General features: G+C 66.1%; 19 protein-coding genes and 2 pseudogenes. 14 read left to right on the forward strand and 7 right to left on the reverse strand.

The window, feature by feature from the left end; translation table 11 throughout:
- Positions 1-293: 293 nt before the first annotated feature.
- The gene (locus JYG37_RS17145; RefSeq protein ID WP_213345643.1) at positions 294-1,820 is read left to right on the forward strand and encodes a sigma-70 family RNA polymerase sigma factor; all 1,527 of its coding nucleotides are present in this window, start codon (positions 294-296) and stop codon (positions 1,818-1,820) included.
- A gap of 182 nt (positions 1,821-2,002) precedes the next feature.
- Positions 2,003-2,884 carry a helix-hairpin-helix domain-containing protein gene (locus tag JYG37_RS17150; RefSeq protein ID WP_089489273.1) on the forward strand — a complete coding sequence of 294 codons (882 nt, stop codon included), beginning with the start codon at positions 2,003-2,005 and terminating at the stop codon, positions 2,882-2,884.
- A gap of 146 nt (positions 2,885-3,030) precedes the next feature.
- Here JYG37_RS17150 and JYG37_RS17155 read toward each other — a convergent pair whose 3' ends face one another.
- Positions 3,031-3,456 carry a helix-turn-helix domain-containing protein gene (locus JYG37_RS17155; RefSeq protein WP_050010773.1) on the reverse strand — a complete coding sequence of 142 codons (426 nt, stop codon included), beginning with the start codon at positions 3,454-3,456 and terminating at the stop codon, positions 3,031-3,033.
- A gap of 140 nt (positions 3,457-3,596) precedes the next feature.
- Between JYG37_RS17155 and JYG37_RS17160 the strand changes: the two genes are divergently transcribed.
- Positions 3,597-4,094: a DUF2938 domain-containing protein gene (locus JYG37_RS17160; RefSeq protein ID WP_050010772.1), complete on the forward strand. Its 498-nt coding sequence runs from the start codon at positions 3,597-3,599 to the stop codon at positions 4,092-4,094.
- Positions 4,095-4,097: 3 nt separating this feature from the next.
- Here the strand turns inward: JYG37_RS17160 and JYG37_RS35075 are convergent.
- Positions 4,098-4,196 (reverse strand): annotated as a pseudogene (locus JYG37_RS35075) (MarR family transcriptional regulator); the annotation flags it as partial.
- Between JYG37_RS35075 and JYG37_RS17165 the strand changes: the two are divergent.
- Positions 4,183-4,287 (forward strand): annotated as a pseudogene (locus JYG37_RS17165) (multidrug transporter); the annotation flags it as partial. The pseudogenes JYG37_RS35075 and JYG37_RS17165 sit on opposite strands and share 14 nt — an antisense overlap.
- 30 nt (positions 4,288-4,317) lie before the next feature.
- On the opposite strand, the gene scpC reads toward JYG37_RS17165, so the two are convergent.
- On the reverse strand, positions 4,318-5,832 hold the full coding sequence (gene scpC, locus JYG37_RS17170; protein WP_050010770.1) for a succinyl-CoA:acetate CoA-transferase ScpC: 1,515 nt from the start codon (positions 5,830-5,832) through the stop codon (positions 4,318-4,320).
- 653 nt (positions 5,833-6,485) lie between these two features.
- Here scpC and JYG37_RS17175 point away from each other — a divergent pair.
- The 9 genes from JYG37_RS17175 (at position 6,486) to JYG37_RS17215 (ending at position 16,254) form a co-directional block, all read left to right on the forward strand.
- A complete protein-coding gene (locus JYG37_RS17175) occupies positions 6,486-7,181 on the forward strand; it encodes a CDP-alcohol phosphatidyltransferase family protein (RefSeq protein WP_050010767.1) in 696 nt (231 codons plus the stop codon).
- Entirely contained in the window at positions 7,178-7,987 is an 810-nt protein-coding gene (locus JYG37_RS17180) for a HalD/BesD family halogenase (protein WP_050010765.1), read from the forward strand. The genes JYG37_RS17175 and JYG37_RS17180 overlap by 4 nt, the downstream gene beginning before the upstream one ends.
- Positions 7,984-8,985 (forward strand): HpnL family protein, encoded by a 1,002-nt coding sequence (locus JYG37_RS17185; protein ID WP_050010763.1) that lies wholly within the window; start codon positions 7,984-7,986, stop codon positions 8,983-8,985. The genes JYG37_RS17180 and JYG37_RS17185 overlap by 4 nt, the downstream gene beginning before the upstream one ends.
- 35 nt (positions 8,986-9,020) lie before the next feature.
- Complete coding sequence (locus JYG37_RS17190) at positions 9,021-9,788, forward strand: phosphocholine cytidylyltransferase family protein (RefSeq protein ID WP_050010761.1); 768 nt, start codon at positions 9,021-9,023, stop codon at positions 9,786-9,788.
- A complete protein-coding gene (gene aepX / locus JYG37_RS17195; protein ID WP_089489271.1) occupies positions 9,785-11,470 on the forward strand; it encodes a phosphoenolpyruvate mutase in 1,686 nt (561 codons plus the stop codon). Before JYG37_RS17190 ends, aepX begins: the two co-directional genes overlap by 4 nt.
- Complete coding sequence (gene aepY / locus JYG37_RS17200) at positions 11,467-12,663, forward strand: phosphonopyruvate decarboxylase (RefSeq protein WP_089489270.1); 1,197 nt, start codon at positions 11,467-11,469, stop codon at positions 12,661-12,663. Before aepX ends, aepY begins: the two co-directional genes overlap by 4 nt.
- Positions 12,663-13,727, forward strand: coding sequence for a 2-aminoethylphosphonate aminotransferase (locus JYG37_RS17205; protein ID WP_050010756.1), 1,065 nt, complete (start codon positions 12,663-12,665; stop codon positions 13,725-13,727). Before aepY ends, JYG37_RS17205 begins: the two co-directional genes overlap by 1 nt.
- A 397-nt stretch (positions 13,728-14,124) precedes the next feature.
- Entirely contained in the window at positions 14,125-14,883 is a 759-nt protein-coding gene (locus JYG37_RS17210) for a hypothetical protein (protein ID WP_124594637.1), read from the forward strand.
- Between the two features lie 552 nt (positions 14,884-15,435).
- Positions 15,436-16,254, forward strand: a complete 819-nt coding sequence (locus JYG37_RS17215) for a PA3715 family protein (protein WP_213345644.1) — start codon at positions 15,436-15,438, stop codon at positions 16,252-16,254.
- A 27-nt stretch (positions 16,255-16,281) separates the two neighbouring features.
- Here JYG37_RS17215 and JYG37_RS17220 read toward each other — a convergent pair whose 3' ends face one another.
- A complete protein-coding gene (locus JYG37_RS17220) occupies positions 16,282-17,433 on the reverse strand; it encodes an acyltransferase family protein (RefSeq protein WP_050010752.1) in 1,152 nt (383 codons plus the stop codon).
- Between the two features lie 327 nt (positions 17,434-17,760).
- Between JYG37_RS17220 and pip the strand changes: the two genes are divergently transcribed.
- On the forward strand, positions 17,761-18,693 hold the full coding sequence (gene pip / locus JYG37_RS17225) for a prolyl aminopeptidase (RefSeq protein WP_176015353.1): 933 nt from the start codon (positions 17,761-17,763) through the stop codon (positions 18,691-18,693).
- A 61-nt stretch (positions 18,694-18,754) separates the two neighbouring features.
- Here pip and JYG37_RS17230 read toward each other — a convergent pair whose 3' ends face one another.
- From JYG37_RS17230 to JYG37_RS17240, 3 genes are all read right to left on the reverse strand, one after another.
- Positions 18,755-19,027: a hypothetical protein gene (locus tag JYG37_RS17230; RefSeq protein WP_089469567.1), complete on the reverse strand. Its 273-nt coding sequence runs from the start codon at positions 19,025-19,027 to the stop codon at positions 18,755-18,757.
- A 227-nt stretch (positions 19,028-19,254) separates the two neighbouring features.
- Complete coding sequence (locus tag JYG37_RS17235; RefSeq protein ID WP_213345645.1) at positions 19,255-20,736, reverse strand: virulence factor; 1,482 nt, start codon at positions 20,734-20,736, stop codon at positions 19,255-19,257.
- The gene (locus JYG37_RS17240; protein WP_213346106.1) at positions 20,733-22,904 is read right to left on the reverse strand and encodes a T6SS effector phospholipase Tle3 domain-containing protein; all 2,172 of its coding nucleotides are present in this window, start codon (positions 22,902-22,904) and stop codon (positions 20,733-20,735) included. The genes JYG37_RS17235 and JYG37_RS17240 overlap by 4 nt, the downstream gene beginning before the upstream one ends.
- Between the last annotated feature and the right edge of the window lie 276 nt (positions 22,905-23,180).

Genomic DNA, 23,180 nt, shown 5'->3' on the forward strand with positions numbered 1-23,180 from the left:
TACTCCGGCAGAATCCGCGCGCCGCCGCCGGGCGCGCGCCTGACTCTAGCTTACGTCCCCTGCAGATTTCCGCGCGTATGATCGGTTACTTTTTGTTTCCTGCGCCGGACGGCCGCGCGGGCACGCCGCGTGCTGGCCCGTCCGCGGCGCCGGCGTTGAAGTTGGCGCAAATGCCCTCAACTTGGACGATGTCGGGCTGACCGGCGCGGACGGGCGTCCGCGGTCCACCGGCAACCGCAAACCGGCGAGCTTCGGCCCGCCCTGACAGGAACGCGGCTCGCGCCGCCATCGACATGACTACGCCACGCCCCACTCCCCGGGCGGACACACCGCTCGATCCGATCATCCAGCTGCTGGCCCTTGCCGGCGAGCAGGGTTATCTGACGCACGCCGACCTCGTCGACGCGCTGCCGCCCCAAAGCGACAGCCCCGACGCGCTCGAGGTCGTGCGCGCCGCGCTGGCCGACATCGGCATCGCGGTACTCGACGAGCCGGCCGTGCCTGCACCGTTCGCCGGCGCGGCGCCGGTCGAGGTCGATCGCGACGCGCTCGACGAAGGCCGCGCCATGCTCGGCGACCTCGCGCGCGGCACGAGCGCGTCGACCGATCCGCTCGCGCTGTACATGCGGCGCATGCACGCGGTGCCGCTGCTCACGCGCGAAGGCGAAATCGTGCTCGCCCGCGAGATCGAGACGGGCCGCCATCAGATACTGCATGCGATTGCCGGCTATCCGCCCGCGGTCGACGCGCTGCTCGAGCGCCATCGCGCGACGGGTGCAACCGGATCGCCCGATGAAGAGGATCGCGAAACGTCCGCGCCCGCCCGCTACGACGCGCTGCACGCAGCGGTGTCGGCATTGCGCGACGCGTTGCATACGCATGGCAGCCGTTCGGCCGACTACCGTGACGTGCGCAACCACGTGGCGACCCTGCTCGGTTCGCTCGCGTGGGTCGCGCCGGCCGTCGACGACGCAAGTCGTGCCGTGCGCGCACTCGCCACCGCCCGCGATGATCCGTCGGCGACCGACGCCGCGGGCTTCGACGCGGTCGCGCGGCGCGCCCTCGCAGCCGCGCTGAGCGACGGCCAGCAGAAAGTCCGCGACGCGACGCGTGCGATGCTCGAGGCGAACCTGCGGCTCGTGCTGTCGATCGCGCGCAAGTACCTGAACCGCGGCGTCGACCTGTCCGACCTCGTGCAGGACGGTTGCCTCGGCCTGATGCGCGCGATCGAGAAATTCGAATACCGGCGCGGGTTCAAGTTCTCGACCTATGCAACCTGGTGGATTCGCCAGGCGATCGCGCGCGCGGTCGCGGATCGTTCGCGCACGATCCGCGTGCCGGTGCACGTCGGCGACCAGTACCAGCGCGTGCAGCGGCATGCGCTGCGCTTTCGGCAGCGCACCGGCCGGCGGGCCACGCCGGCCGAGCTCGCGGCCGAAACCGGCCTCGACGAAGGCAAGCTGCGCGCGGTGCTCGCACTCCCCGCCGAGCCGGTCTCGCTCGACACGCCGCTGCCCGACGCGGACACCGGCCTCGTGGAGCTGATCGAGGATCAGGCATCGGCCAGCCCGTTCGAGCAACTGGCCGACACGCGCATGCGCGAATGCGTACGGGCGCTGCTGCGTTCGGTCACGCCGACCGAGGCCGACGTGCTGCGCCGGCGGTTCGGCCTCGGCGGCGCCGAGCCCGACACCTACGACGCGATCGCGCAGGATGCGGGGATGTCGCGGGAGCGCGTGCGGCAGATCGAGAAACGGGCGCTCGCCGCGCTGCGTACGGCCGCCGAGGCCGAGAACGCGCAGTCGTTTCTCGACGCGTAACCGCATCGCGCACGGCGCACGGTCATGCCGCACTCCGGCACGACCGTGCGCCGCGCGCCTGTGTTACGTTTGCCATTGACGCGCATCAAGTTTTCTTCATCGCGCGTCGCGACAATGGTTGACAGCCGACCGGCGCGTCGCTCGCCGCGTCCATTCCGTTTGTGCTTTCCGGGTCTCTTGCCATGCAGTCGACCGTCAGCCAGACGTACGAGGAAAACCGGACTGTCGCGGCCTGCCTGCGCGAGGCCTCGCAGTGGCTCGTCGACCAGGGCGCGAACCCGTATCGGGTCGCCGCGTACCGCGCGGCGGCCGATACGGTCGGCGCGCTCGACCGCGACATCCGTACCGTGTTCGAAACCGGCGGCGTCGAGGCGCTCGGCGCGCTGCCCGACATCGGCGCGGGCGTCGCGCAGGCGATCGCCGAGTTGCTGGTCACGGGACGTTGGCGCCAGCTCGACCGCTTGCGCGGCGACGCGGAACGCGCGTCCGCCTTCGAAGCGGTGCCGGGCATCGGCCACGCGCTCGCGCTACGCATTCACGACGCACTGCACATCGACACGCTGGAGGAGCTCGAACGCGCGGCCCGCAACGGCCAGCTCGAAACGATCGCGGGCGTCGGCCCGCGACGCGCGGTCGGCATCCGCGCCGCGCTCGACGACGTGCTGAGCCGCCGCCGGCGCTGGCAAGGCCATATGCGACATGCCGGCCCCGGCACGGAGCCGCCCGTCGAACTGCTGCTTTACATCGATCGCCAGTACCGCAACAAGGCGGCCGCTGGCGTGCTGCCGACGCTCGCGCACCGGCGCCTGAACGCGGACGGTTACGTGCCGCCGCCCGTGATGCACATGACCAAGGGCGGCTGGCATTTCACGGTGCTGAGCCAGCATGCGGCCATGCGCACGCCGGAAGCCGGGCGCCCGACCGACTGGGTGTCGCTCTACTTCTACGACGCCGTGCAATGCGAGCACCAGCGCACCGTGTTCACCGGAACGTACGGCGCGCTCGCCGGCAAGCGGATCGTGCGCGGGCGCGAGATGGAATGCCGCGTGTATTACGCAGGGTGATGCAGGCGTCGGCGGTTTCGCTGACGTCGAAGGCGGCACAGGCCGCGTCGCCTTTTCGCGATTCGACGGGTCGAACCCGTTACGTCGCCACGTAGCCTCTCCTGCCGCACCGCTACCGCACCGCCCGCTTCGCGCAGGCTCGCCGCCTACGCACCTTCCGCCTTCGCGCGGCGCGCCGGATGACGATGCGCGGCAATGCGCAGCAGCTTCTGGAACGACGGGCATTCGAGGTGGTTCACGGCCGGGCACACGGCCGCATGCCGCAGCGCGTCGCGTACCGCGCCGAGACGGCGGATCGTGCGATCGAGCTCGTCGGCCTTGCCGTCGAGCTTCGCGCGGTCGATCGCGGGCCGGCCCTCCGCGCCGACCATCGCGAGGATGTCGTCGAGCGAGAACCCGGCCTCCCGCCCGAGCGCGATCAGCGCCAGGCGCTCCAGCACCGACTCGTCGTATTGCCGCCGCAGCCCGTGCCGGCCGATCGGAACGATCAGTCCCTTTTCCTCGTAGTAGCGCAGCGTCGACGCGGGCAATCCCGTGCGCCGCGCGACGTCCGCAATGTCCAGTCGGCTCATGCTTGACCTCAAGTGAACTTGAAGTTGCAAGATAGTCGCCCGACTCCACGAAGACAAGCCCCAACCGTCATGAAACCGTTGAAACCGCGTCGCATTCCGCTGTACCGCATCGCCATCACCGCCCGCTGTGGGGGGGCGCGATGAGCACGTCCGATGCCCTCCTCAAGCTGCTGTTGATCGGCGCGGGCGCCACGCTCGTGATGGATCTGTGGACGCTGTTCCGGCGGCGTGCGTCCGGCATTCCGTCGCTCGACTACGCGCTGGTCGGCCGTTGGCTCGGCCACATGACGCACGGCCGGTTCCGGCATGCGTCGATCGTCGCCGCCGCGCCCGTGCCCGGCGAACGCGTGCTCGGATGGGTCGCGCATTACGCGATCGGCATCGCGTTCGCGGCACTGCCCGTGCTGATCGCCGGCCCGGCGTGGATCGACGCGCCGACGCTGCTCCCCGCCCTCGTGGCAGGGCTCGCGAGCGTGGCCGCGCCGTTCTTCGTGATGCATCCGGCGTTCGGTTTCGGCATGGCGGCGTCGCGCACGCCGCGGCCGGGCGTCGCGCGCCGGCGCAGCCTCGTCACGCATCTGTCGTACGGCGCGGGGCTCTACCTTGCGGCGTACACGCTCGCGGCGCTGGCCGGTTGACCCGCGCACCAGCGTATCGCGCTCGTCGGGCGTGAAGCCGCGCAGCCCGTCATCGGCGGCGGTATCGCCCACCTCCAGCATCTGCGGAAAGATCTCGCGCGTCGCGACGCTGCTGATGATCCCGCTGTTGCTGCTGATCCGCCCGCCGCAGAAAGCGGCGAGCGTCGACGTCGCGCATGCGGCGATGGATTGACGGGCCCGCCTGCGCCCGTCCCAGGCCCCGTCAGGCCTTCATCGACCCGGTGCGCACGTAGCGCTCGTGCCACGACAGCGCCTCGGCGAGCAGATGCGGCGTGTGCTTGCCGAAGCTCTCGCGCGACGCGCGCTCGAAGTAGTCCTCGAGCATCGGCCGGTAGTCCGGGTGCGCGCAGGTCGCGATGATCTTGCGCGCGCGCTGCTTCGGCGACAGGCCGCGCAGGTCGGCCAGCCCCTGTTCAGTGACGACGACCGCGACGTCGTGCTCGGTATGGTCGACGTGGCTCGCCATCGGCACGATCCGCGAGATCGCGCCGCCCTTCGCGGTACTCGCCGACATGAAGCACGACAGGTAGCCGTTGCGCGCGAAGTCGCCCGAGCCGCCGATGCCGTTCTGGATCTTCGTGCCCATCACGTGCGTGGAATTCACGTTGCCGTAGATGTCGGCCTCGATCATCCCGTTCATCGCGATGCAGCCGAGCCGGCGCACGAGTTCCGGATGGTTGCTGATCTCCTGCGGGCGCAGCACGATCTTCTCGCGGAACGTCGCGATTTCGTCGGCGAAACGCTGCACGGCGGCGGGGCTCAGCGACAGCGCGGTGGCCGACGCGAAGCTCAGCGTGCCGTCGTCGAGCAGGTCGAGCATGCCGTCCTGGATCACCTCGGTGTAGGCGGTCAGGTTCGAGAAGCCGGCCGAGCTGAGTTCCGCGAGCACCGCGTTCGTGATGTTGCCGACGCCCGACTGCAGCGGCAGCAGGTTTTCCGGCAGGCGGCCGCGCTTCACTTCGTGACGCAGGAAGTCGATCAGCTGCAGCGCGATCTGCTTGGACGTCGCATCCGGCGCGGAGAACGCATTGCTGCGATCGGGCGCGTCGGTCTCGACGATCGCGACGATCTTGTCGGCCGGGCAGCGCAGATACGGCTCGCCGATCCGGTCGTCGCTCTTCGTCAGCGGAATCGGCTTGCGGTGCGGCGGCAGCGCGGTGCCGTAATAGATGTCGTGCATCCCGTCGAGGCCGAGCGGCTGCCGCGCATTCACTTCGAGGATCACGTGCTTCGCGCGCTCGAGCCAGGTCTTGTTGTTGCCGATCGACGCGGACGGAATCAGCAGCCCGTCCTCGCGGATGCCCGCGACTTCGACGATCGCGACGTCGAGATCGCCGTACAGCCCGAACCATGCGTATTGCGCGACGTGGCTCAGGTGGACGTCCTGGTAATCGACTTCGCCGCCGTTGATCTTGTCGCGCAGCGTGGGGTCGGACTGGTACGGCAGCCGCATCGAGATGCCGTTCGTGCGGGCGAGCGCGCCGTCGAGTTCCGGTGCGGTCGATGCGCCCGTCAGCACGTTGATCCGGAAGTCCTCGCCGCGCGCGTGCGCCGCGTCGATGTGGGCGGCCAGCGCGGCCGGCACGGCCTTCGGATAGCCCGACCCGGTGAAGCCGCTCATGGCGACGGTCATGCCGGGGCGGATCAGCGCGGCGGCTTCGTCGGCGGTGCGGACGAGCGAACGCAGGGCGGGAGCGAGGATGCGTGAAGAAGACATGGCTGGTTATCTGACGCTTGGGTCTGTCGTTGACGTCGCGGGGGGTGTCTCCTGAGCGACGCGAAGCCCTTGGGGCCGCGAGGGGCGGCCCGGCACCACAGGCACGGTCGGAGTATCGCAGAGGCGATCGCCGCGAAATGTCCGCTGGATGCAAAAGATCCTTGCCGGATTTGCCGGGTATCGAACGACCGTTCTGTGACAGGCGATGCGCCCGCGCCGGACACCCACGAAAGGTGCACGAAAGCATCGGGCGAATCGCCGGTTCGCGATCGCCGGCCGTCGCGCGTCGATCGACCGGTCTGCATCGACATCGGCGACGTTCGGCTCGGTCATCGCCGCGACCCGTCCGGCGCGGCCGATTGTCGCCCGATGCGGTTTATCCGGCGCTGACGGGGATCAAGGTCGCATGGGCTGCGCGACACCGGCCGGGCGGCGCGAAAAACACCGCCTCGCCGGCCTGCGAGGCCCGTCCGGCCTTGACAGCCGCGCGACGCGAACCACACTGGAAGACGGGTCCGGCGCCCGGTCGGCCGCGTCGTTCGCGGGTGCGTTTTTGAACCGGCCGATGCCTGCAAGACGCGGTAACACTCCCGCATGTCAGGACATTGATCGAATAAAAAGCAACAAATTACAATTCCGTATATATTTCGCCGATGGACCAAAGAAAAACCGTCAAACGCCCCGAGCCGCCCCCGCCACGCACCTGGGATGCGCGGCTCGCGCGCTCGCTTGTCCGGCCGCTCGTCGATACGCCGGTCACGCCGAATCACCTCACCACCCTTCGTCTGCTGATCGGCCTCGCCGGCGCCTGGTGCCTCGCGCACGGCGGCTTCGTCTGGGGCAATGCAGGCGCGTTCCTGATCGTGCTGTCGAACTTCGTCGACCACACCGACGGCGAACTCGCGCGCATCAGCGGCAAGTCCAGCAAAATCGGTCATTTTTACGACCTCGCGGCCGATGCGCTCGTCACGGTCGCGCTGTTCGTCAGCATGGGCGTCGGCATCGTCGCCCAGGGCGGCCAGATGGCCGCGTCGCCGGTGCTGCTCGGCGCGGTCGCCGGCGCGGCCGTCGCGCTGATCTTCTTCCTGCGCATGCGGATCGAATCGATCGCCGGCAAGGCCGGCACCAAGCAGGCGTTCGCCGGCGGCTTCGAGACCGAAGACGTGCTGTACCTGCTGCCGATCGTGACGCTCGTCGACGGCGTCGAGCCGTTCCTGCTCGCGGCGTCGATCGGCGCCCCGCTGTTCGCCGCCTGGGTCGTGATCGACTGGTGGCGCATCGTGCGGCGCGGCAACCTCCCGCAGACCCCGGCCGCGCAGAACCCAACCGAAATCCAGGCTTCCAAATGACTCCTAGCACGCGCGACGATTCCGTGCTGAGCCCGGCACGCCCCGCGCCCGTGCGCGCGGCCGCGGCCGATCCCGATCGCACCGTGGCCGACCGCGTCGGCCAGCTCGACCTCGACCGCCTGCGCGGCGACTACACGCGCCAGGGCTCGTTCCTCTACCTCGACACCTTCCTGCCGGCCGACGCGCACGCGAAGCTCGCGAACGCGGCCCGCGCGATGCAGGCCGGCCTGAACCGCAATTACCTGCCCGGCCACAAGCAGGGCGGCAGCGTGAGCCGCCATACGATCGACGAGCAGGCGCCGTACATCGCCGAGCTGTATCGCTCGAAGGCACTCATCTCCTTCCTCGAGAAGATCACCGGCGACAAGCTGATGCTGTCGCCGGACGACGATCCGCACGCGTACGCGCTGTATTACTACACGAAGCCCGGCGACCACATCGGCTGGCACTACGACACGTCGTACTACGATGGCCGCCGCTACACGCTGCTGATCGGCGTGATCGACGAATCGTCGTGCCGGCTCGACTACGAGCTGCATACGCGCAACCCGGACGTGCCTGATCAACCGGGCTCCGTGCAGATCGCCGACGGCGGCATCGTGCTGTTCGACGGCGACAAGCTGCGCCACCGCATCACGCCGCTCGGCCAGAACGAGATGCGCGTGTCGCTCACGTTCGAATACGTGACGAACCCCGGCATGCGGCCGTGGAAGCGCTTCATCTCGAACATGAAGGACGCGATCGCGTATTTCGGTTTCCGCCAGGTGTTCAAGCAACTGGCCACGCGACGCACGAGCGGGTCATGACACGTGCGGGCCTCATCCTGCTGTCCCTCGGGACCGCACTCTTCATCGCACTGCTGGCCTGGCAGGGCGTCGGCGCGGTAGCGTCCACGCTCCTCGCGGCCGGCTGGGGCCTCGCGCTCGTCGCGGCGTTCCACGTCGTGCCGCTCGCGATCGACGCGGTCGCGATCTCCGTGATGTTCCGCCGCGGGCAGCCGGGCGCCGAACTCGGCAACGCGCTGCGCGCGCGCTGGGTCGGCGAATCGGTAAACAGCCTGCTGCCCGCCGGGCAGATCGGCGGCCCCGTGCTGATGGTGCGCTACCTCGCGCAGCGCGGCACGCGGATGGCCGACGCGGCTGCCGCCATGACCGTCGGCACGACGATGCAGGCGCTCGCGCAGATGGCGTTCGCGCTGATCGGCATCGCCGCGTTCAGCCTGTATGCGACGCACGAGTCGGTCGCGTATCTGCGCACGCCCGCGCTGATCGCCACCGGCGTGCTCGGCGCCCTCGCCGTCGCGTTCTACGCGGCGCAGCGGCGCGGGCTGTTCGGCCGCGGCCTGCGCCTCGCGTCGAAGCTGCTCGGTCCGCGCGACTGGTCGTCGCTGGCCACGCGCGCCGACGCGATCGACGACGCGGTCGGCGCGCTGTACCGCGATCGCGCGAAAGTCGCGAAGACCTTCGCATTGAGCCTCGTCGGCTGGATCGTCGGCACCGCGGAAGTGTGGCTCGCTCTGCACTTCCTCGGGCACCCGGTCAGCTGGCTCGACGCGCTGCTGCTGGAAAGCGTCGGCCAGGCGATTCGCGGGGCGGCCTTCGCGATCCCCGGCTCGCTCGGCGCGCAGGAAGGCGGCTACCTGCTGCTCGCACCGCTGGTCGGCTTGCCGCCCGACGCAGCGCTCGCGCTGTCGCTCGCGAAGCGCGCGCGCGAACTCGCGCTCGGCCTGCCCGGCCTGCTCTATCTGCATTTCAGTGAAAGAAACTGGCAGCGGCGTCGTGCGCCGCAGCCGCTCGCCGACTGATCGTTCAGATCGCCGGCTTTTTGGTTGGAGAACCCATGCGAGCCATCATTCTTGCGGCAGGCCTCGGCTTGCGCCTGCAACAACCGCCCGAGGCGCAGTTCCCGAAGTGCCTGCTGCGCTTCGACGACGTGTCGCTGCTCGAGCGCCATCTGCGCGTGCTCGACGCCGCGGGCGTCGATGACATCGTGCTCGGGCTCGGCTTCCAGCACGAGAAGGTCGAACAGGAGCTCAAGCGCCTCGGCCGCACCGCCGAGATCGTGATCAACGACCGCTACGACCTCGGCAGCGTGCTGACCGTGCATACCGTCGCCGATGCGATGACGCGCGGCGGCGACGTGCTGCTGATGGACGCGGACGTGCTGTACGACGAGAACATCCTGCACGCGCTGGTGGCCGATGCCGACAAGACCGTCGACCGCCTGCTGATCGACCGCGACTTCGAGGCCGGCGACGAACCCGTCAAGCTGTGCCTGAAGAACGGCGTGCCGGTCGAACTGCGCAAGCAGCTCGCGGTCGACCTCGACTACGACACGATCGGCGAATCGGTCGGCTTCTTCCGCTTCACCGAAGGCACCGCACGCCGCCTCGCGACGATCGTCGCGGGCTACGTCGACAGCGGCCGCGCGAACATGCCGCACGAGGAAGCCGTGCGCGACCTGCTGCTCGAAGGCGGCCATTCGTTCGACGTCGCCGACGTCACCGGCTCGCCGTGGATCGAGATCGACTTCCCGAACGACGTCGCACGCGCGACGCAAGACATTCTTCCCCTGATTCAACGCACCACCGCCGGAGCCGCACGATGAACGCACGCGAACCCAACTTCACCGAATCGCGCAGCGCGCGCCTGCGCCGCATGCTCGTGAGCAGCGATCTCGAATTCCTGATGGAAGCGCACAACGGCCTGTCCGCGCGGATCGTCCGCGAAGCCGGCTTCAAAGGCATCTGGGCGTCGGGCCTCGCGATCTCCGCGCAGTTCGGCGTGCGCGACAACAACGAAGCGAGCTGGACCCAGGTCGTCGACGTGCTCGAGTTCATGGCCGATGCGAGCGACCTGCCGATCCTGCTCGACGGCGACACCGGCTACGGCAACTTCAACAACGTGCGCCGCCTCGTGAAGAAGCTCGAACAGCGCGGTATCGCGGGCGTCTGCATCGAGGACAAGCAGTTCCCGAAGACCAACAGCTTCATCGGCGGCGAGCGCCAGCCGCTCGCGGAAATCGACGAGTTCTGCGGCAAGATCAAGGCCGGCAAGGATTCGCAGACCGATCCCGACTTCTCGATCGTCGCGCGCGTCGAGGCGCTGATCGCAGGCTGGGGGATGGACGAGGCGCTGCGCCGCGCGAACGCGTACGCGGAAGCCGGCGCCGACGCGATCCTGATCCACAGCAAGCTGTCGCGCCCGGACGAGATCCTGCAGTTCGCGCGCGAATGGAGCGGCAAGGCGCCGCTCGTGATCGTGCCGACCAAGTACTACAGCACGCCGACCGACGTGTTCCGCCAGGCCGGCATCAGCACCGTGATCTGGGCGAATCATCTGATCCGCGCGTCGGCATCGGCGATGCAGGCGACCGCGCGCGAGATCCACGAGAGCGAAACGCTGATCAACGTCGAGGACCGGGTTGCGTCGGTCAACGAGATCTTCCGCCTGCAGGACGCCGACGAGTACTCGGCCGCCGAGCGTATCTACCTGTCGTCGTCGTCGCGCGCGTCGAATGCCGCGATCGTGCTCGCCGCGAGCCGCGGCAAGGGCCTCGAAGCCGTGACCGAAGACAAGCCGAAGGTCATGCTGCCGGTCGCCGGCAAGCCGCTGCTGCGCTGGCTCGTCGACGGCTTCAAGACGCACGGCGTGAACGACATCACCGTGGTTGGCGGCTATCGCGCCGATGCGATCGATACGTCGGGCATCAAGCTCGTCGTCAACGAGCGCCACGCGCAGACCGGCGAGCTCGCGTCGCTCGCATGCGCGGCCGAACGCCTGACCGGCGACACCGTGATCTCGTACGGCGACCTGCTGTTCCGCAGCTACATCGTGCGCGACCTCGCGGAGAGCGAGGCCGAGTTCAGCGTGGTGGTCGATTCGTCGCTCACCGAGACCAATCAGAGCGTGCGCGACTTCGCCCTCTGCTCGGCGGCCGACGATCGCGGCCTGTTCGGCCAGAAGACCTATCTGCAACGCGTGTCGAGCGACGTCGCCGCGGGCACGCCGCACGGCCGCTGGATCGGTCTGCTGAACGTGCGCGGCGCCGGCGTCGACCGCCTGAAGGCGATGCTCGCGACGCTGCAGGCACGTCCTGATTTCGACACGCTCGACATCCCGTCGCTGCTGAACGAGCTGATCGCCGCCGGCGAGAAGATCGAGGTGCAGTACGTGCACGGCCACTGGCGCGGTGTCAACGATCTGGAAGACTTCCGTCGCGCGGGCGACTTCGCGCACGGCCAGACGCCGCTGTCCGAACCGGGTACCGGCAACGGGGGCGCGCAATGATCGAAGCGGCCCAGTTCGTCGAGGCCGCGCGCGAACGCGGCTTCGACTGGTACGCGGGCGTGCCCTGCTCGTACCTGACGCCGTTCATCAATTACGTGCTGCAGGACCCGACGCTGCACTACGTGTCGGCCGCGAACGAAGGCGACGCGGTCGCGCTGATCGCGGGCGCGACGCTCGGCGGCAAGCGCGGGATCGCGATGATGCAGAACTCCGGGCTCGGCAACGCGGTGAGCCCGCTCACGTCGCTGACCTGGACGTTCCGCCTGCCGCAGTTGCTGATCGTCACGTGGCGCGGCCAGCCGGGCGTGGCCGACGAGCCGCAGCATGCGCTGATGGGCCCGATCACGCCGGCGATGCTCGACACGATGGAGATCCCGTGGGAGACGTTCCCGACCGACCCCGAACAGGTCGGCCCGGCACTCGACCGCGCGATCGCGCACATGGACGCGACGGGCCGCCCGTACGCGCTCGTGATGCAGAAAGGCAGCGTCGCGCCGTATGAACTGAAGGCGAACCCGGCCGCGAAGCCGCGCGCGCACGTCGCCGCGCAATCGTCGTCGCGCGCCGCGTCGGCCGACGCGTGGCCGACCCGTCACGACGCGCTGCAGCGCGTGATCGCGCATACGCCGGTCGATTCGACCGTCGTGCTCGCATCGACCGGTTTCTGCGGGCGCGAACTCTACGCGCTCGACGATCGCCCGAACCAGCTGTACATGGTCGGCTCGATGGGCTGCGTGACGCCGCTCGCGCTCGGCCTCGCGCTCGCGCGCCCCGACCTGCGCGTGGTGGCCGTCGACGGCGACGGCGCCGCGCTGATGCGCATGGGCGTGTTCGCGACGCTCGGCACCTACGGCCCGGCCAACCTCACGCACGTGCTGCTCGACAATGGCGCGCACGAATCGACGGGCGGCCAGGCGACGGTGTCGCAGCATGTGTCGTTCGCGGGCGTCGCGGCCGCTTGCGGTTACGCGTCGGCGGTCGAAGGCGATACGCTCGACGTGCTCGATGCGACGCTCGCCTCAACCAGCGAGGGGGGCCGGCCATCCGGTGCGCAGTTCGTTCGCGTGGCGATCCGCACGGGCGTGCCCGACGGCCTGCCCCGCCCGACCGTCACGCCGGTCGAGGTCAAGACCCGTCTGATGCGGCACATCGGCGCCGAGCAGACCGAAGCCCACGTTGAAGGAGCCCATTGATGCTGCTGCTGAACCCCGGCCCGGTCACGCTCACCGAACGCGTGCGCCGCAGCCTGCTGCAACCCGATCTGTGCCATCGCGAAGGCGAATTCTTCGACCTGCAGGATGAAGCGCGTGCGCGCCTCGTCGCCGCGTACGAACTCGATCCGGCCGAATGGGCTGCCGTGCTGATGACGGGTTCAGGCACGGCCGCCGTCGAGAGCATGATCGCGGCGCTCGTGCCGCAGGACGGCAAGCTGCTCGTGATCGAGAACGGCGTGTACGGCGAGCGGATCACGCAGATCGCCACGCAGTACGGCATCGCGCATGACGTGCTCAAGCATGAGTGGATGCAGGCGCCGGATCTCGCGCAGATCGGTGCGAAGCTCGATGCAGGTGGGTACTCGCATGTCGCCGTGATTCATCATGAAACGACGACCGGCCGGCTGAATGATCTCGATGCGATCGCCGAAGTCTGTCGTGCCCGTGGCGTGAAGATGCTTGTCGATGGCGTCAGCAGCTTCGGTGCGGAAGCGATCGATTTCGGCGGTGGCGTGATCGACGCCGTTGCCGCTACCGCGAACAAGTGCCTGCACGGCGTGCCGGGCGCGGCGTTCGTGATCGTGCGCCGCAGCGCGCTCGTGAAAGCCGCGAGCCGGACTTACTACCTCGATCTCGGGCGGCTTGCGAAGCTGCAGGATCAGCGGAATACGCCGTTTACGCCTTCCGTGCATGCGTATTACGCGCTCGTCGAGGCGCTGCGCGAGTTTGACGAGGCTGGCGGCTGGCGCGCGCGGCATGCGCATTACAAGGCGCTTGCCGACCAGGCGCAGGCCGGGCTTGCGGCGCGCGGGATGCCGCTGGTGCTGCCGGAAGGTGCGTCGTCGGTCGTGCTGCGTGCGTATCGGCTGCCGCAAGGTGTAACGTACGAAGCGCTGCACGACGGACTGAAGGCGCGTGGCTTCGTGATTTATGCGGGGCAAGGCGGACTGTCGAAGGAACTGTTCCGGATCTCGACGATGGGCGCGATTCAGGCGGCTGATGTCGAGCGGTTGTTGGATGGTTTTACCCAGTTGACGCGGTAAGCGTTGTCCGCATCTTCGTCGACGAAAGGCCCGCGAGGGCCTTTTTTTATTCTTCGCAAATCTCGGGGGACACCGGACACGCTGCCGGTAGTCGGCTGCCAGAAGCGGACGTTCGACAGCCACCCGTGATTCGTCGACAGTCGAGCCGGCGCAAGTAGGCCGTCTGTTGGAACACCCTAAAGATTTTTTGCGGCGTGCCGTAATAACGTGTTTGGGGACAGTTATGTCGACGCCTAACGCAGTTGCGCCATCTTCATGGAAGTCGAAGGCAACTTTTCTGATCTCGATAGCCCTATCAGCCGTGCTCGCCGCAATCGGCACATACTATTCGACTATGTACGCGAACCTAGCGTCATCAGCGAGTGACCAAGCGACGCGGTATGTTGACTTCCAGATAGTGAAAGAAAACAACGTGACGGGGTTCTTTCAGATTCCTGGCGTTACGCTGTTGTACAAAGATGAGAAGGGGAACTCTCTTAAGGCTCTGAGCCTTGTCAAAGTCGATCTGCAGAATTTCAGCGCGCGCGATATCGCTAGTGTGGATCTTCAGATCGATGCGACAGCGCGAGATGACGCTCCGCCGGTGCTACAAACCTTTCGTATCGGAAATGGTCCTGCGGAGGATTTCGACGCCGAGAAGAATATCACGCAGACTGTCAAGCATGGGACGCTTTCAATCTCCCTTCCTCTGAAGAGCATCAACCGCACTGAAGCGTTCGCGCCTTCGCGAACGCTTCTTCTCTATTTCAAAGGGGCTTCGGCGCCCGAGGTGATGGTCTCAACAAATGCTGCCGGCGTCTCCGCTAGGCCGTTCGCATATCAGCACTATCTGGATTCAGAAAACAGCCATCAGTCATTCATCCAGCGCTATGGATCGCAGATCGCCACGGTCGGCAACACCACACTGTTTGCGCTTTGGTTTGGTTGCTCGACCTGGTTGATTGTCGTTGGTCGGAAGCGCGAAGTCGCAAATATGGTTCATGCGGTAGCAGTAATTGAGAACATGATCCAAGGACTCCCATCCCGGCCGATTCCGCCAGCGCAACAGCATGACTTCGCAAAAAATTTCGTTTTCGAGTTCTGGTGCGCGGCATACCGCCGGGCATGGCGCATAAGTAGACTTCTCTCGGTTTCCCCTGATCTTTCGAAACTTTGAAACAGCGACGGTGATTGGAAACTTGGGGGGCTGCTGGCTACGAAGTCAGAGTCATTCCTTTTACATAGCGGCAGAAAAGCGGGGGAAATCTAAGCATCTTGCCGATGCGAGGTCACGAGACCCGGGAAGTCAGGACGACCGCACACTGCAGGCGTCGCCCTTGCTCCTCTCCGCGACATTTGTATTAGCCTGAACCGGACCTAACGGATAATCGGAGACCGTACGCGACAGGTCCTGTCTTTGAGCGGCTCTGAGAGTTCGAGCAGTAGCGGTACCAGATGGTCCTTCCCGTCCTCGCAATGCCGAACGCGACGGGACATGAACTGATTGAGCGGCCGAGGCGCTGCGAGGGCGGTTGTGCCGCCTCACAAATTGGATTTGTATCCGGCCGGAATCGCCGGCAGCTCCACCGGCTGGGCTTTCGGTTTGCGAGGCATACACTCTCCTTGAGAGCATGTTATGCCTTAAACACGAAATTTCTGACAGGCCCATGTCCGCAGTCTGTAGGCGACACCCACGAACATCTATGAAGAACCATTTCCGATCGTGACAATGAAAATTCTGCGTTTCGCCCCGCTGCTGGCGCTCGCCGCCGCACCCTTCGCCCACGCCGCCGACAGCCTGCCTTGCGGCGACGATACCGTCACAGCCATCGCCCGCTGGGCCGGCATCGCAAGCGCACGCATCGCCACGCGCGACGCGGACCGGCTCGTCGTCGCGTCGTCGTGCAAGGCCATGCCGAACGCGCCGCAAACGACGATCGCGGCCGTCGCGTTCGATTCGCTTCCGAAGAGCAAGAACCCGGACGAAAGCGACAAGTTGCAGGTCGTCGCGCTCGTCGAGGGCGGCAAGGTCGTGGCGGCCGATCGGTCGGTGGTCGAAGAGGATGCGGCGACTGAGATCGGCGAGAACAGCTACCGCATCGACACGGCGCCCTACCGTTTGTCACCCGACGTGCGTGCGTTCGGCGTCGTGTTTACCAGCAGCGCGCGCGGGCCAAGTTGCGTGGACGCATACCCCGAGAACGACCTGACGCTGTGGATTCGCGACGGCGCCCGCCTCCGGCCGGTGTTCGGTACAAATCTCCATGGCTGGGTAGCCACCACGGGCACCGCTTGCGGCCCCGACACGAGCGACTTGCGTAGTGAATCTGCGCACATGACGATTGCTGTCGAGAAAACGTCTCACAACGGTTTCGCGGATCTATCGATTACGGCGCACGTCACCGATATGGAAAGCGACGACGACAATGGCTCGGCCACCGGGAAACGTACCATGCGCACGATCGTCAAATACGACGGCAAGTCGTATGGAATCGATATGTTCCGCGACTTCTGGTATTCACCCGCCTCGAAGAAGCGCTTCAAGTAAGGCCACGCGAATCACCACCCCGCCCACCTATTCCACCACCTTCGGCCCGATCGCATCGGTCGGCGCCGGCCTCCGCAACGCGTCGTCCCGCACGCGTCGCGCCTCGCGCGCCGAATAGCGATCCTTCAGCCGCAGGAACGGCTTTTCGACGAGGAAATAGCTGGCGGTCGCGGCAATCAGCGCCCATACGATGCCCAGCGGAAACCCATGCGGCACCGGCAGATCCGGATTCGCAAAAGGCTGCTGCCACAGATAAAGACTGAACGAGATCGTGCCGACGAACACCACCGGCCCGGCGCGCAACCACCGCGCGCACCAGAACTCGCTGCGGAAATTCAGCACGACGATCACGATCGCGATCAGCGCGGCTTCGAGCGTCACGCCGTACGTCGCATTCCAGAAGCCGCCGAGCCGGTGTTCGGCGAGCGGCATGCCGAGCAGCACGACGAACACGAGCGCCGTCACGATGCGCGCCTCGCCGCGCCACGAGCCGATCCACGCTTCGAGCCGTTCGCGGTTGAGCGACGCATAGCAGCCGATCAGGATCGGATCGATACCCGTATGCAGCATCATCCCGAGCTGGCCGCGCAGCGCGGGCGCGAGGAAATACGTGGTCGCACGGACCAGCGGCACGATCAGGATCAGCGCGGCCAGCCAGCGCGTGCCGGTGCGGCGGATGCCGAACACGAACAGCAGCGGCCAGAACCAGTAGAACTGCTCCTCGAGCGCGAGCGACCAGAAATGGCCGAGGTACCACGCGCCGTCCGGATGCAGCGCGTTGTCCCCGGTCAGCCCGAACCACGCCGAGTAATTCCACAGGTGCAGCGCCGCATAAAGCCACTGCCGGCGGTCGACATCGAACCCGCCGGCGAACGCGACGATCGCCACCGCCGCGAGATACACGTAGCAAGCCGGCCAGATCCGCAGCGCCCGGCGCACGTAGAACGACGTCAGCGCGATGCCGCCCGTGCGCGCGAACTCGGCGCGCAGCACGTTGGTGATCAGGAAACCGCTCAGCACGAAGAAGATCAGCACGCCGAGCCGCCCGTCGGCGATCAGCCGCAACGGCGCGTACCAGCCGGTATAGCCGCCGGGTAGCACATGCTCGGCATGACCGACGACGACCATCGCGACCGCGACGGCGCGCAACCCGGTCAACTGCGTGACGCGATGGTTCATCGGCTGGTTTCCGTTGGCACGGTGAAGGAGCGGGAATGGGCCGGCGTCCGATCAGCCCGCCGACCTGTCGCCGGATTTTGTATGAAAAATATCGGAATGAAATTACTTCAAAAATCCGCGTGACTCACACCGCCGGCGACGCTGCTTCCCGGCGGGTCAACGTCCGGCGCGACGAATGGGCATAATGACAAACCTTGTCCGGCGGCGGCCGGTCCGATGCCCACGCAACGACTTTTGCGGCGCAGCAATCCACGCAGTCCCGTACCCCGCCCGCGCACCGGTCCGCGCCTCGTCCGCCTCCTGTCGACCCTCACCCGGAGCCTGCCTGTGTATCCACCGATCGAACCTTACGCCCACGGCCACCTCGACACCGGCGACGGCCATCGCATCTATTGGGAGCGCTGCGGCAACCCGGCCGGCAAGCCCGCCGTGTTCCTGCACGGCGGCCCCGGCGCCGGCTGCGGTCCCGACCATCGCCGCCTGTTCGATCCCGAGCGCTACGACATCCTGCTGTTCGACCAGCGCGGCTGCGGCCGCTCGACGCCGCACGCGAGCCTCGAGAACAACACGACGTGGGATCTGGTCGCCGATATCGAGCGCCTGCGCGAGATGGTCGGTGCCGATCAATGGCTCGTGTTCGGCGGCTCGTGGGGCAGCGCACTGGCGATCGCGTATGCGGAAACCCATCCGGAACGCGTGAGCGCGCTGATCGTGCGCGGCATCTTCACGATGCGTCGCGCGGAATTGCTGTGGTACTACCAGGAAGGCGCGTCGTGGCTGTTCCCCGATCTGTGGGAAGACTTCGTCGCGCCCATTCCGGAAGCCGAGCGCGGCGACCTGATGGCCGCCTACCATCGTCGGCTGACCGGCGACGACGAAGCCGCGAAACTCGAAGCCGCGCGCGCATGGAGCATCTGGGAGGGCCGCACGATCACGCTGCTGCCCGATTCCGCGCTCGCCGCGCACTTCGCGGACGGCCACTATGCGCTCGCATTCGCGCGGATCGAAAACCACTACTTCGTGAACAAGGGCTTCGTCGAGGAAGGCCAGTTGCTGCGCGACGCGCATCGTCTCGCCGGCATCCCTGGCGTGATCGTGCAGGGCCGCTACGACATCGCGACGCCGGCGCGCACCGCGTGGGAGTTGTCGAAGGCGTGGCCGGACGCCACGTTCGAAATCGTGCCCGGCGCCGGGCACGCGTACAACGAGCCGGGGATTCTGGAGGCGCTGGTTGCGGCGACGGACCGGTTCGCCGCCTGAGCGACGTCACGCGACGCGACGCGTGTTGCCGTGCCTGCCGGCACGCTCACGCGCCGCCCCATCACAACGCCGCTTCGACGATCGTCCGGCCGCTGATCGCCCGCTCGACGAGCTGTTCGTCGCCGACCTTGCGGATCGCGTCGTCGAGCAGCCCTTCCGGTTCTTCGGTCGCCACCTTCAGCAGGCCCGACAGTCCGCGCGCGTCGAGCACCACCAGCGTTTCCATCGAATCCGCACGGCTCACGAGCACACGGCGGAATGCCGGACCCGCGCCGAAGCTCGCACAAAGCTCGATCGTCTCGTTGCCGAGCGTGTAGTCGAAGTTTTTGATCATGATCTGCCGCCGTTGCAGGGAAATGGCGACGCGCGACGGCGCGGCGCCGTGACGTCGACGCACCCGCGCGTGCCGCCGGCGCGCCGGACCGGGGTCCGAGCCGTTCGCCGGCATCACCATGCTAGGCGTGCAGAATTAACGAAGACTTAAAGCGTTGGCAGGGTCTCGCGCCCTGGTGGGACGCGCATCGGGGGTGCCAAACCGGCCGGTCGTCGCACAAGCGGAGCTCACCACGAATAGCCCTGCATGCCGTAATTCGTATCGTGTCGGCGTCCCCACCACGGCAGGTAGGCATTGTTGCCGCCGCGTGCGCGGAACCAGTCCTTGTCGGGATCGATCGGCGTGAGCTTCGACGGTGGCCGGACAACGACCGCGACGGGATGCTCGGGATCGGTCGTGCCGGCGACGAGTGCGTTGCCGCCGAAGTGGTTGATCCGGCCGATCGCAAGCGCGACGTCGGTCAATGCGCTGCCGGTTCCCATGTCGCCGAGTAGCGCGGCCGTGTTGAATGCCTGCTTCGAGTGGTCGTATTCGGGGAGGGTTTCGGTCAAGGTCCGGGAGAGCGAGGCAAGACGTGCCGACGATGCATCGCTGCCCTTGCCTGCGTCGTGAACGATGTAATGGAGATCCGGGACCGCGACGCCTGCGTTGCGTGACGCCTGGTCGATGGTCGCCTTCCACGCCTGCACGGCGCGGGTCGTGCCGACCTTCTGCGGAAAATCATGCGTATTGCCGGTTGCGGCCTTGCCGATCCAGGCGAGCGGTTCGCGCTCGGTTTTGAAGGCTGGGCCGGCGAGGAACAGCGCGACCAGATTCTCGTTGATCTGTGCATCCGTGGGCGGGAAGTTGGGTGCGTCCCAGTTCATCACCCAGACGCTCTTGTCGGGGTTCGCCTGCAAGTAGTCCAATGCGTTGTTCAGCGATGTGAAGCCGGCGTTGGGGCCGCCTTGCGTGATTTGTACGTCGGGAGGCGTGTCGCGGCTCCACAAAGTCTTGGGTGACGGCGGGCCGATCTCGAAGAAGTTCATCATCCGATCGATCATGCGCGATCGGGCATAGGCCGCGTCGAGGCGAAGTGGAGTGGCAATTTCGACCCGGATACCAGCGAGTTCACGCCAATCGATTTGCTTCTCGGGCTTCACCGTGTAGAAATATTTTGCGTTGCTAATATAACGGGGGCGTATGAGCAGGATGAATTTATCAATGTACTTGGCATAGAAGCCCTTGAATGTTTCTACCCCTTCGTTGCCATATACAAGCGCGCCAATCGATCGAAGCGTTGTAAAGGATGTCGGATCGGTCCGCACCATGTCATCGTTCCCGTTCGGCGCAGCAAGCCCTTGCGTCCACAACAATTGCCATTCGGTCGGGTAGTCCATCCGCTGCAAAGGATTCAACCAAATCAGGCCGACAACCTGTGCCACAAATGGCTTCACTGACTCTTCTGCGGCCGGCGTTGCATTTGCTGCCGGCTCCGAAGCGGGCACGGCATGCGCCGAACGCGTCATGGCCGTGGTAGACAGAAACACCATGAGTGCCACCAGGCCGGGCACGACTACAAATCGTTTCATCCAATCTCCTATCTCCAATTGTGTTCGGTCTGGTTGTTCAACGTGTGTCATTAGCAAAGCCAGCAACAGGGCGGCGATCATCCACGCCAAGACCGCAACGGCAACACGTCTCGGCCATGTGGCGATCAGCGTCTTCATATTGCACCCCCAACTTTCAGATAAATCTGTCCTTCGCGTTCGTCAACGATCGCGGCGGGAATATTGGCTTCGCTTTTCTCGGCATGTACCCATTCGTGGAGGGGCGTTCTATCGAAATTTCCTGACGAAAAATAGTCGCAGTACTTCTTGTTCGGATTGTCATTCGGGACGCCATCCCCCATCCGCCAATCGGCTTCAAGCCGTAGCATCTTCATTTGCTTGGGCGTCAGATAGCAAACCCCGATCGCCACATCGTACGCAAGCGCCTTTTCGGCATGCTCCGGATTGGTCATCGTCGTGGAGTGATTCGTCGGGCTGTTGGTCGAGCCACGATCGAGCCAATCGACAATCTGCTTGTCGCGCCATTCCTTGTAGCCCTCCGGTATTTCGCTCTTGCCGTCCTCGCCGATCACGTGGCCATTACCATCGAGCCATTCCGTATTCAGCGTTCGCCGCGCCTCCATCCGCATCAACGCGCGGTCCTCGTAACGCTGTCCGGCTTCGCTCTCTGCCGTGCCTTGCGCGACGCTGTCCGCGTTCTTCGCGTTGTACTGATCGTAAGGATCGTCCGCACGCTTGTCTGCCTCGCTCTTGCTTGCGTCGCGCCATGCGGCCGGCGGATCGTTGCCTTCGTTGAAGTCGCTTGTCGCATTGCCGTCCTTCGTTTCGATGGGCTTGCCGAAACGCAACGCTTGCGGCGCGAACGGTTCGTCGAGCGCCGGCGCGTCCGCCACCACGGCCCAGTGCTCCGGCGGATCGGCGTTCACGCGGAACATATTCAATGCCGAGCTGAACCCGGTCACGACGAACATCAGCGGCGCGGTTGCAAGCGTAGCCGCCACGCCCCAGACACTTTCGTTCCCTTTGAGCGCACCGATGAGGTTGAACTTGGCAGGTGGCGAAGGCGGATACCAGAATCCCGACGTCTTCCCCTTTTGCCGATGCCGCCAGTCATCTTCCCAATACTGATAGCGCTCCTGCACGCCAACCTTGAAGCCGGAGGCAAAGACGCGCTGCGTCAGCACGCCGGGGACACCGATATCGTTCAGTTCGTTCTTGTCGATGCCGCGCCAGCCGATGCCTTGAACCGTGACCGCCGAAATCACCTGGTCGTGTGGACAGCAATACGCGGTGACGCGACCATATGTCGATTCGTTCAGGCCGTGGCGAGCCCGATCCTCTTGTGCCGCATAAGACCGCTTGCTGGTCGGTGATACCCGTTCGTTGGCCATGTCTTCATCGATCTTGCCGGCGGGCAGTTCGTAGGCTTTGCGCGTGCCGATGATCGACAGAAACTTGCCGAACGTTTTCGTGCGCGCGGCGTAGGTCTGCCGTCCGCGACGACCGCTGCCGTCCCTGGTCGCGCGTTGCGACCAGGTATCCATGAACGTATCGGATGGGTTTAGGCCGTCCGCGCGCGCAAGGCTGTACGGCGCATTCGCCAGTACGTAGGCATCCGCCACGCAATGCCCGCTACGTCCCCACGGATCTTCGACATCGGGCAGTGCATCGCCGAAGAACGCCGCCGTCAGGCCCACGATGTTGCCCTGGCTATGGCATACGACGGTAATCGGCACGTCGGCCTGCATGCGGCGAATCGACTCGATCAGCCTCGCAAGGCGCAACGCCGCGAGCACGCCATATGCGCGGGGCGGCGCGCGATACAGCGGCCGGTTGGTCGGGTTGATCCCCTGGACGGTCAGCCACCCGGCCGCGCGGTCGTCGAGGCCGCCGTGCCAGAGATCGGGCAGGCTCGCGCAGCCGTTCGTGAACGGACCGCCGCCCCAATAGTCCTTCTCGTTCAGGAAAATCTTGTCGCCGTACTCTTTCAGCTCTGCGGCGGTTGCCCGATAGCCCCATCGGAAATGAATGACGGGCGAGAACGACGGATCAGGCTTGACGTAGTTGTCCGCAAGCAGCTTCGGATTCACAAACCCATCCGGCGTCACGCTTTCCGTGTACTTCGCCGGCACCAATTGCCCGGCGTCGATGCCGTGATACATCAATTGATCGTCCAGCCGGCCGAGCCGGCGATTCAGGCCATCGCACAGCCCCTGCTCGGCGGCTTCGAACCATTCGCCTTCGGAGTTCACGCCATGGACGAAGATGACGATACCGGGCAACGGCATTTGCTTGATGCAGATCAGCCGAGTGTCTTTCGTCCACATCGACACCCCGTCGCCTCGGCCGACGACAATCGGTGGAGGCTTGCGTGGCGTTCCGGTGCTGTCCGACTCGGTGGCATCGATCGACCGTGCGACGGGTTCATCCATCGCCGATCGATGATCCGGATAAAGCTGCGTCACCCTGGCTCCTGCGCGCGATTTGGTGTTTTGCTGCCGTTCCGCCGCCAGCCGTTCAGGCTGACGCGACGTGAACGCAGATCCGGATCATCGGAAATCCGGGCACCAGCGCACAAGTGCAGTTTTCTCTTTTCCTACAGA

Origin of the sequence: Burkholderia sp. LAS2, from assembly GCF_018417615.1 — a bacterium.
Classification (GTDB): Bacteria; Pseudomonadota; Gammaproteobacteria; order Burkholderiales; family Burkholderiaceae; genus Burkholderia; species Burkholderia sola.

Excerpts from the sequence above, each read along its gene's own strand:
- JYG37_RS17145 (WP_213345643.1), top strand. The coding sequence starts at position 294 with ATGACTACGCCACGCCCCACTCCCCGGGCGGACACACCGCTCGATCCG.
- JYG37_RS17150 (WP_089489273.1), top strand. The coding sequence starts at position 2,003 with ATGCAGTCGACCGTCAGCCAGACGTACGAGGAAAACCGGACTGTCGCG.
- JYG37_RS17155 (WP_050010773.1), bottom strand. The coding sequence starts at position 3,456 with ATGAGCCGACTGGACATTGCGGACGTCGCGCGGCGCACGGGATTGCCC.
- JYG37_RS17160 (WP_050010772.1), top strand. The coding sequence starts at position 3,597 with ATGAGCACGTCCGATGCCCTCCTCAAGCTGCTGTTGATCGGCGCGGGC.
- scpC (WP_050010770.1), bottom strand. The coding sequence starts at position 5,832 with ATGTCTTCTTCACGCATCCTCGCTCCCGCCCTGCGTTCGCTCGTCCGC.
- JYG37_RS17175 (WP_050010767.1), top strand. The coding sequence starts at position 6,486 with ATGGACCAAAGAAAAACCGTCAAACGCCCCGAGCCGCCCCCGCCACGC.
- JYG37_RS17180 (WP_050010765.1), top strand. The coding sequence starts at position 7,178 with ATGACTCCTAGCACGCGCGACGATTCCGTGCTGAGCCCGGCACGCCCC.
- JYG37_RS17185 (WP_050010763.1), top strand. The coding sequence starts at position 7,984 with ATGACACGTGCGGGCCTCATCCTGCTGTCCCTCGGGACCGCACTCTTC.
- JYG37_RS17190 (WP_050010761.1), top strand. The coding sequence starts at position 9,021 with ATGCGAGCCATCATTCTTGCGGCAGGCCTCGGCTTGCGCCTGCAACAA.
- aepX (WP_089489271.1), top strand. The coding sequence starts at position 9,785 with ATGAACGCACGCGAACCCAACTTCACCGAATCGCGCAGCGCGCGCCTG.
- aepY (WP_089489270.1), top strand. The coding sequence starts at position 11,467 with ATGATCGAAGCGGCCCAGTTCGTCGAGGCCGCGCGCGAACGCGGCTTC.
- JYG37_RS17205 (WP_050010756.1), top strand. The coding sequence starts at position 12,663 with ATGCTGCTGCTGAACCCCGGCCCGGTCACGCTCACCGAACGCGTGCGC.
- JYG37_RS17215 (WP_213345644.1), top strand. The coding sequence starts at position 15,436 with ATGAAAATTCTGCGTTTCGCCCCGCTGCTGGCGCTCGCCGCCGCACCC.
- JYG37_RS17220 (WP_050010752.1), bottom strand. The coding sequence starts at position 17,433 with ATGAACCATCGCGTCACGCAGTTGACCGGGTTGCGCGCCGTCGCGGTC.
- JYG37_RS17230 (WP_089469567.1), bottom strand. The coding sequence starts at position 19,027 with ATGATCAAAAACTTCGACTACACGCTCGGCAACGAGACGATCGAGCTT.
- JYG37_RS17235 (WP_213345645.1), bottom strand. The coding sequence starts at position 20,736 with ATGAAGACGCTGATCGCCACATGGCCGAGACGTGTTGCCGTTGCGGTC.
- JYG37_RS17240 (WP_213346106.1), bottom strand. The coding sequence starts at position 22,904 with ATGTGGACGAAAGACACTCGGCTGATCTGCATCAAGCAAATGCCGTTG.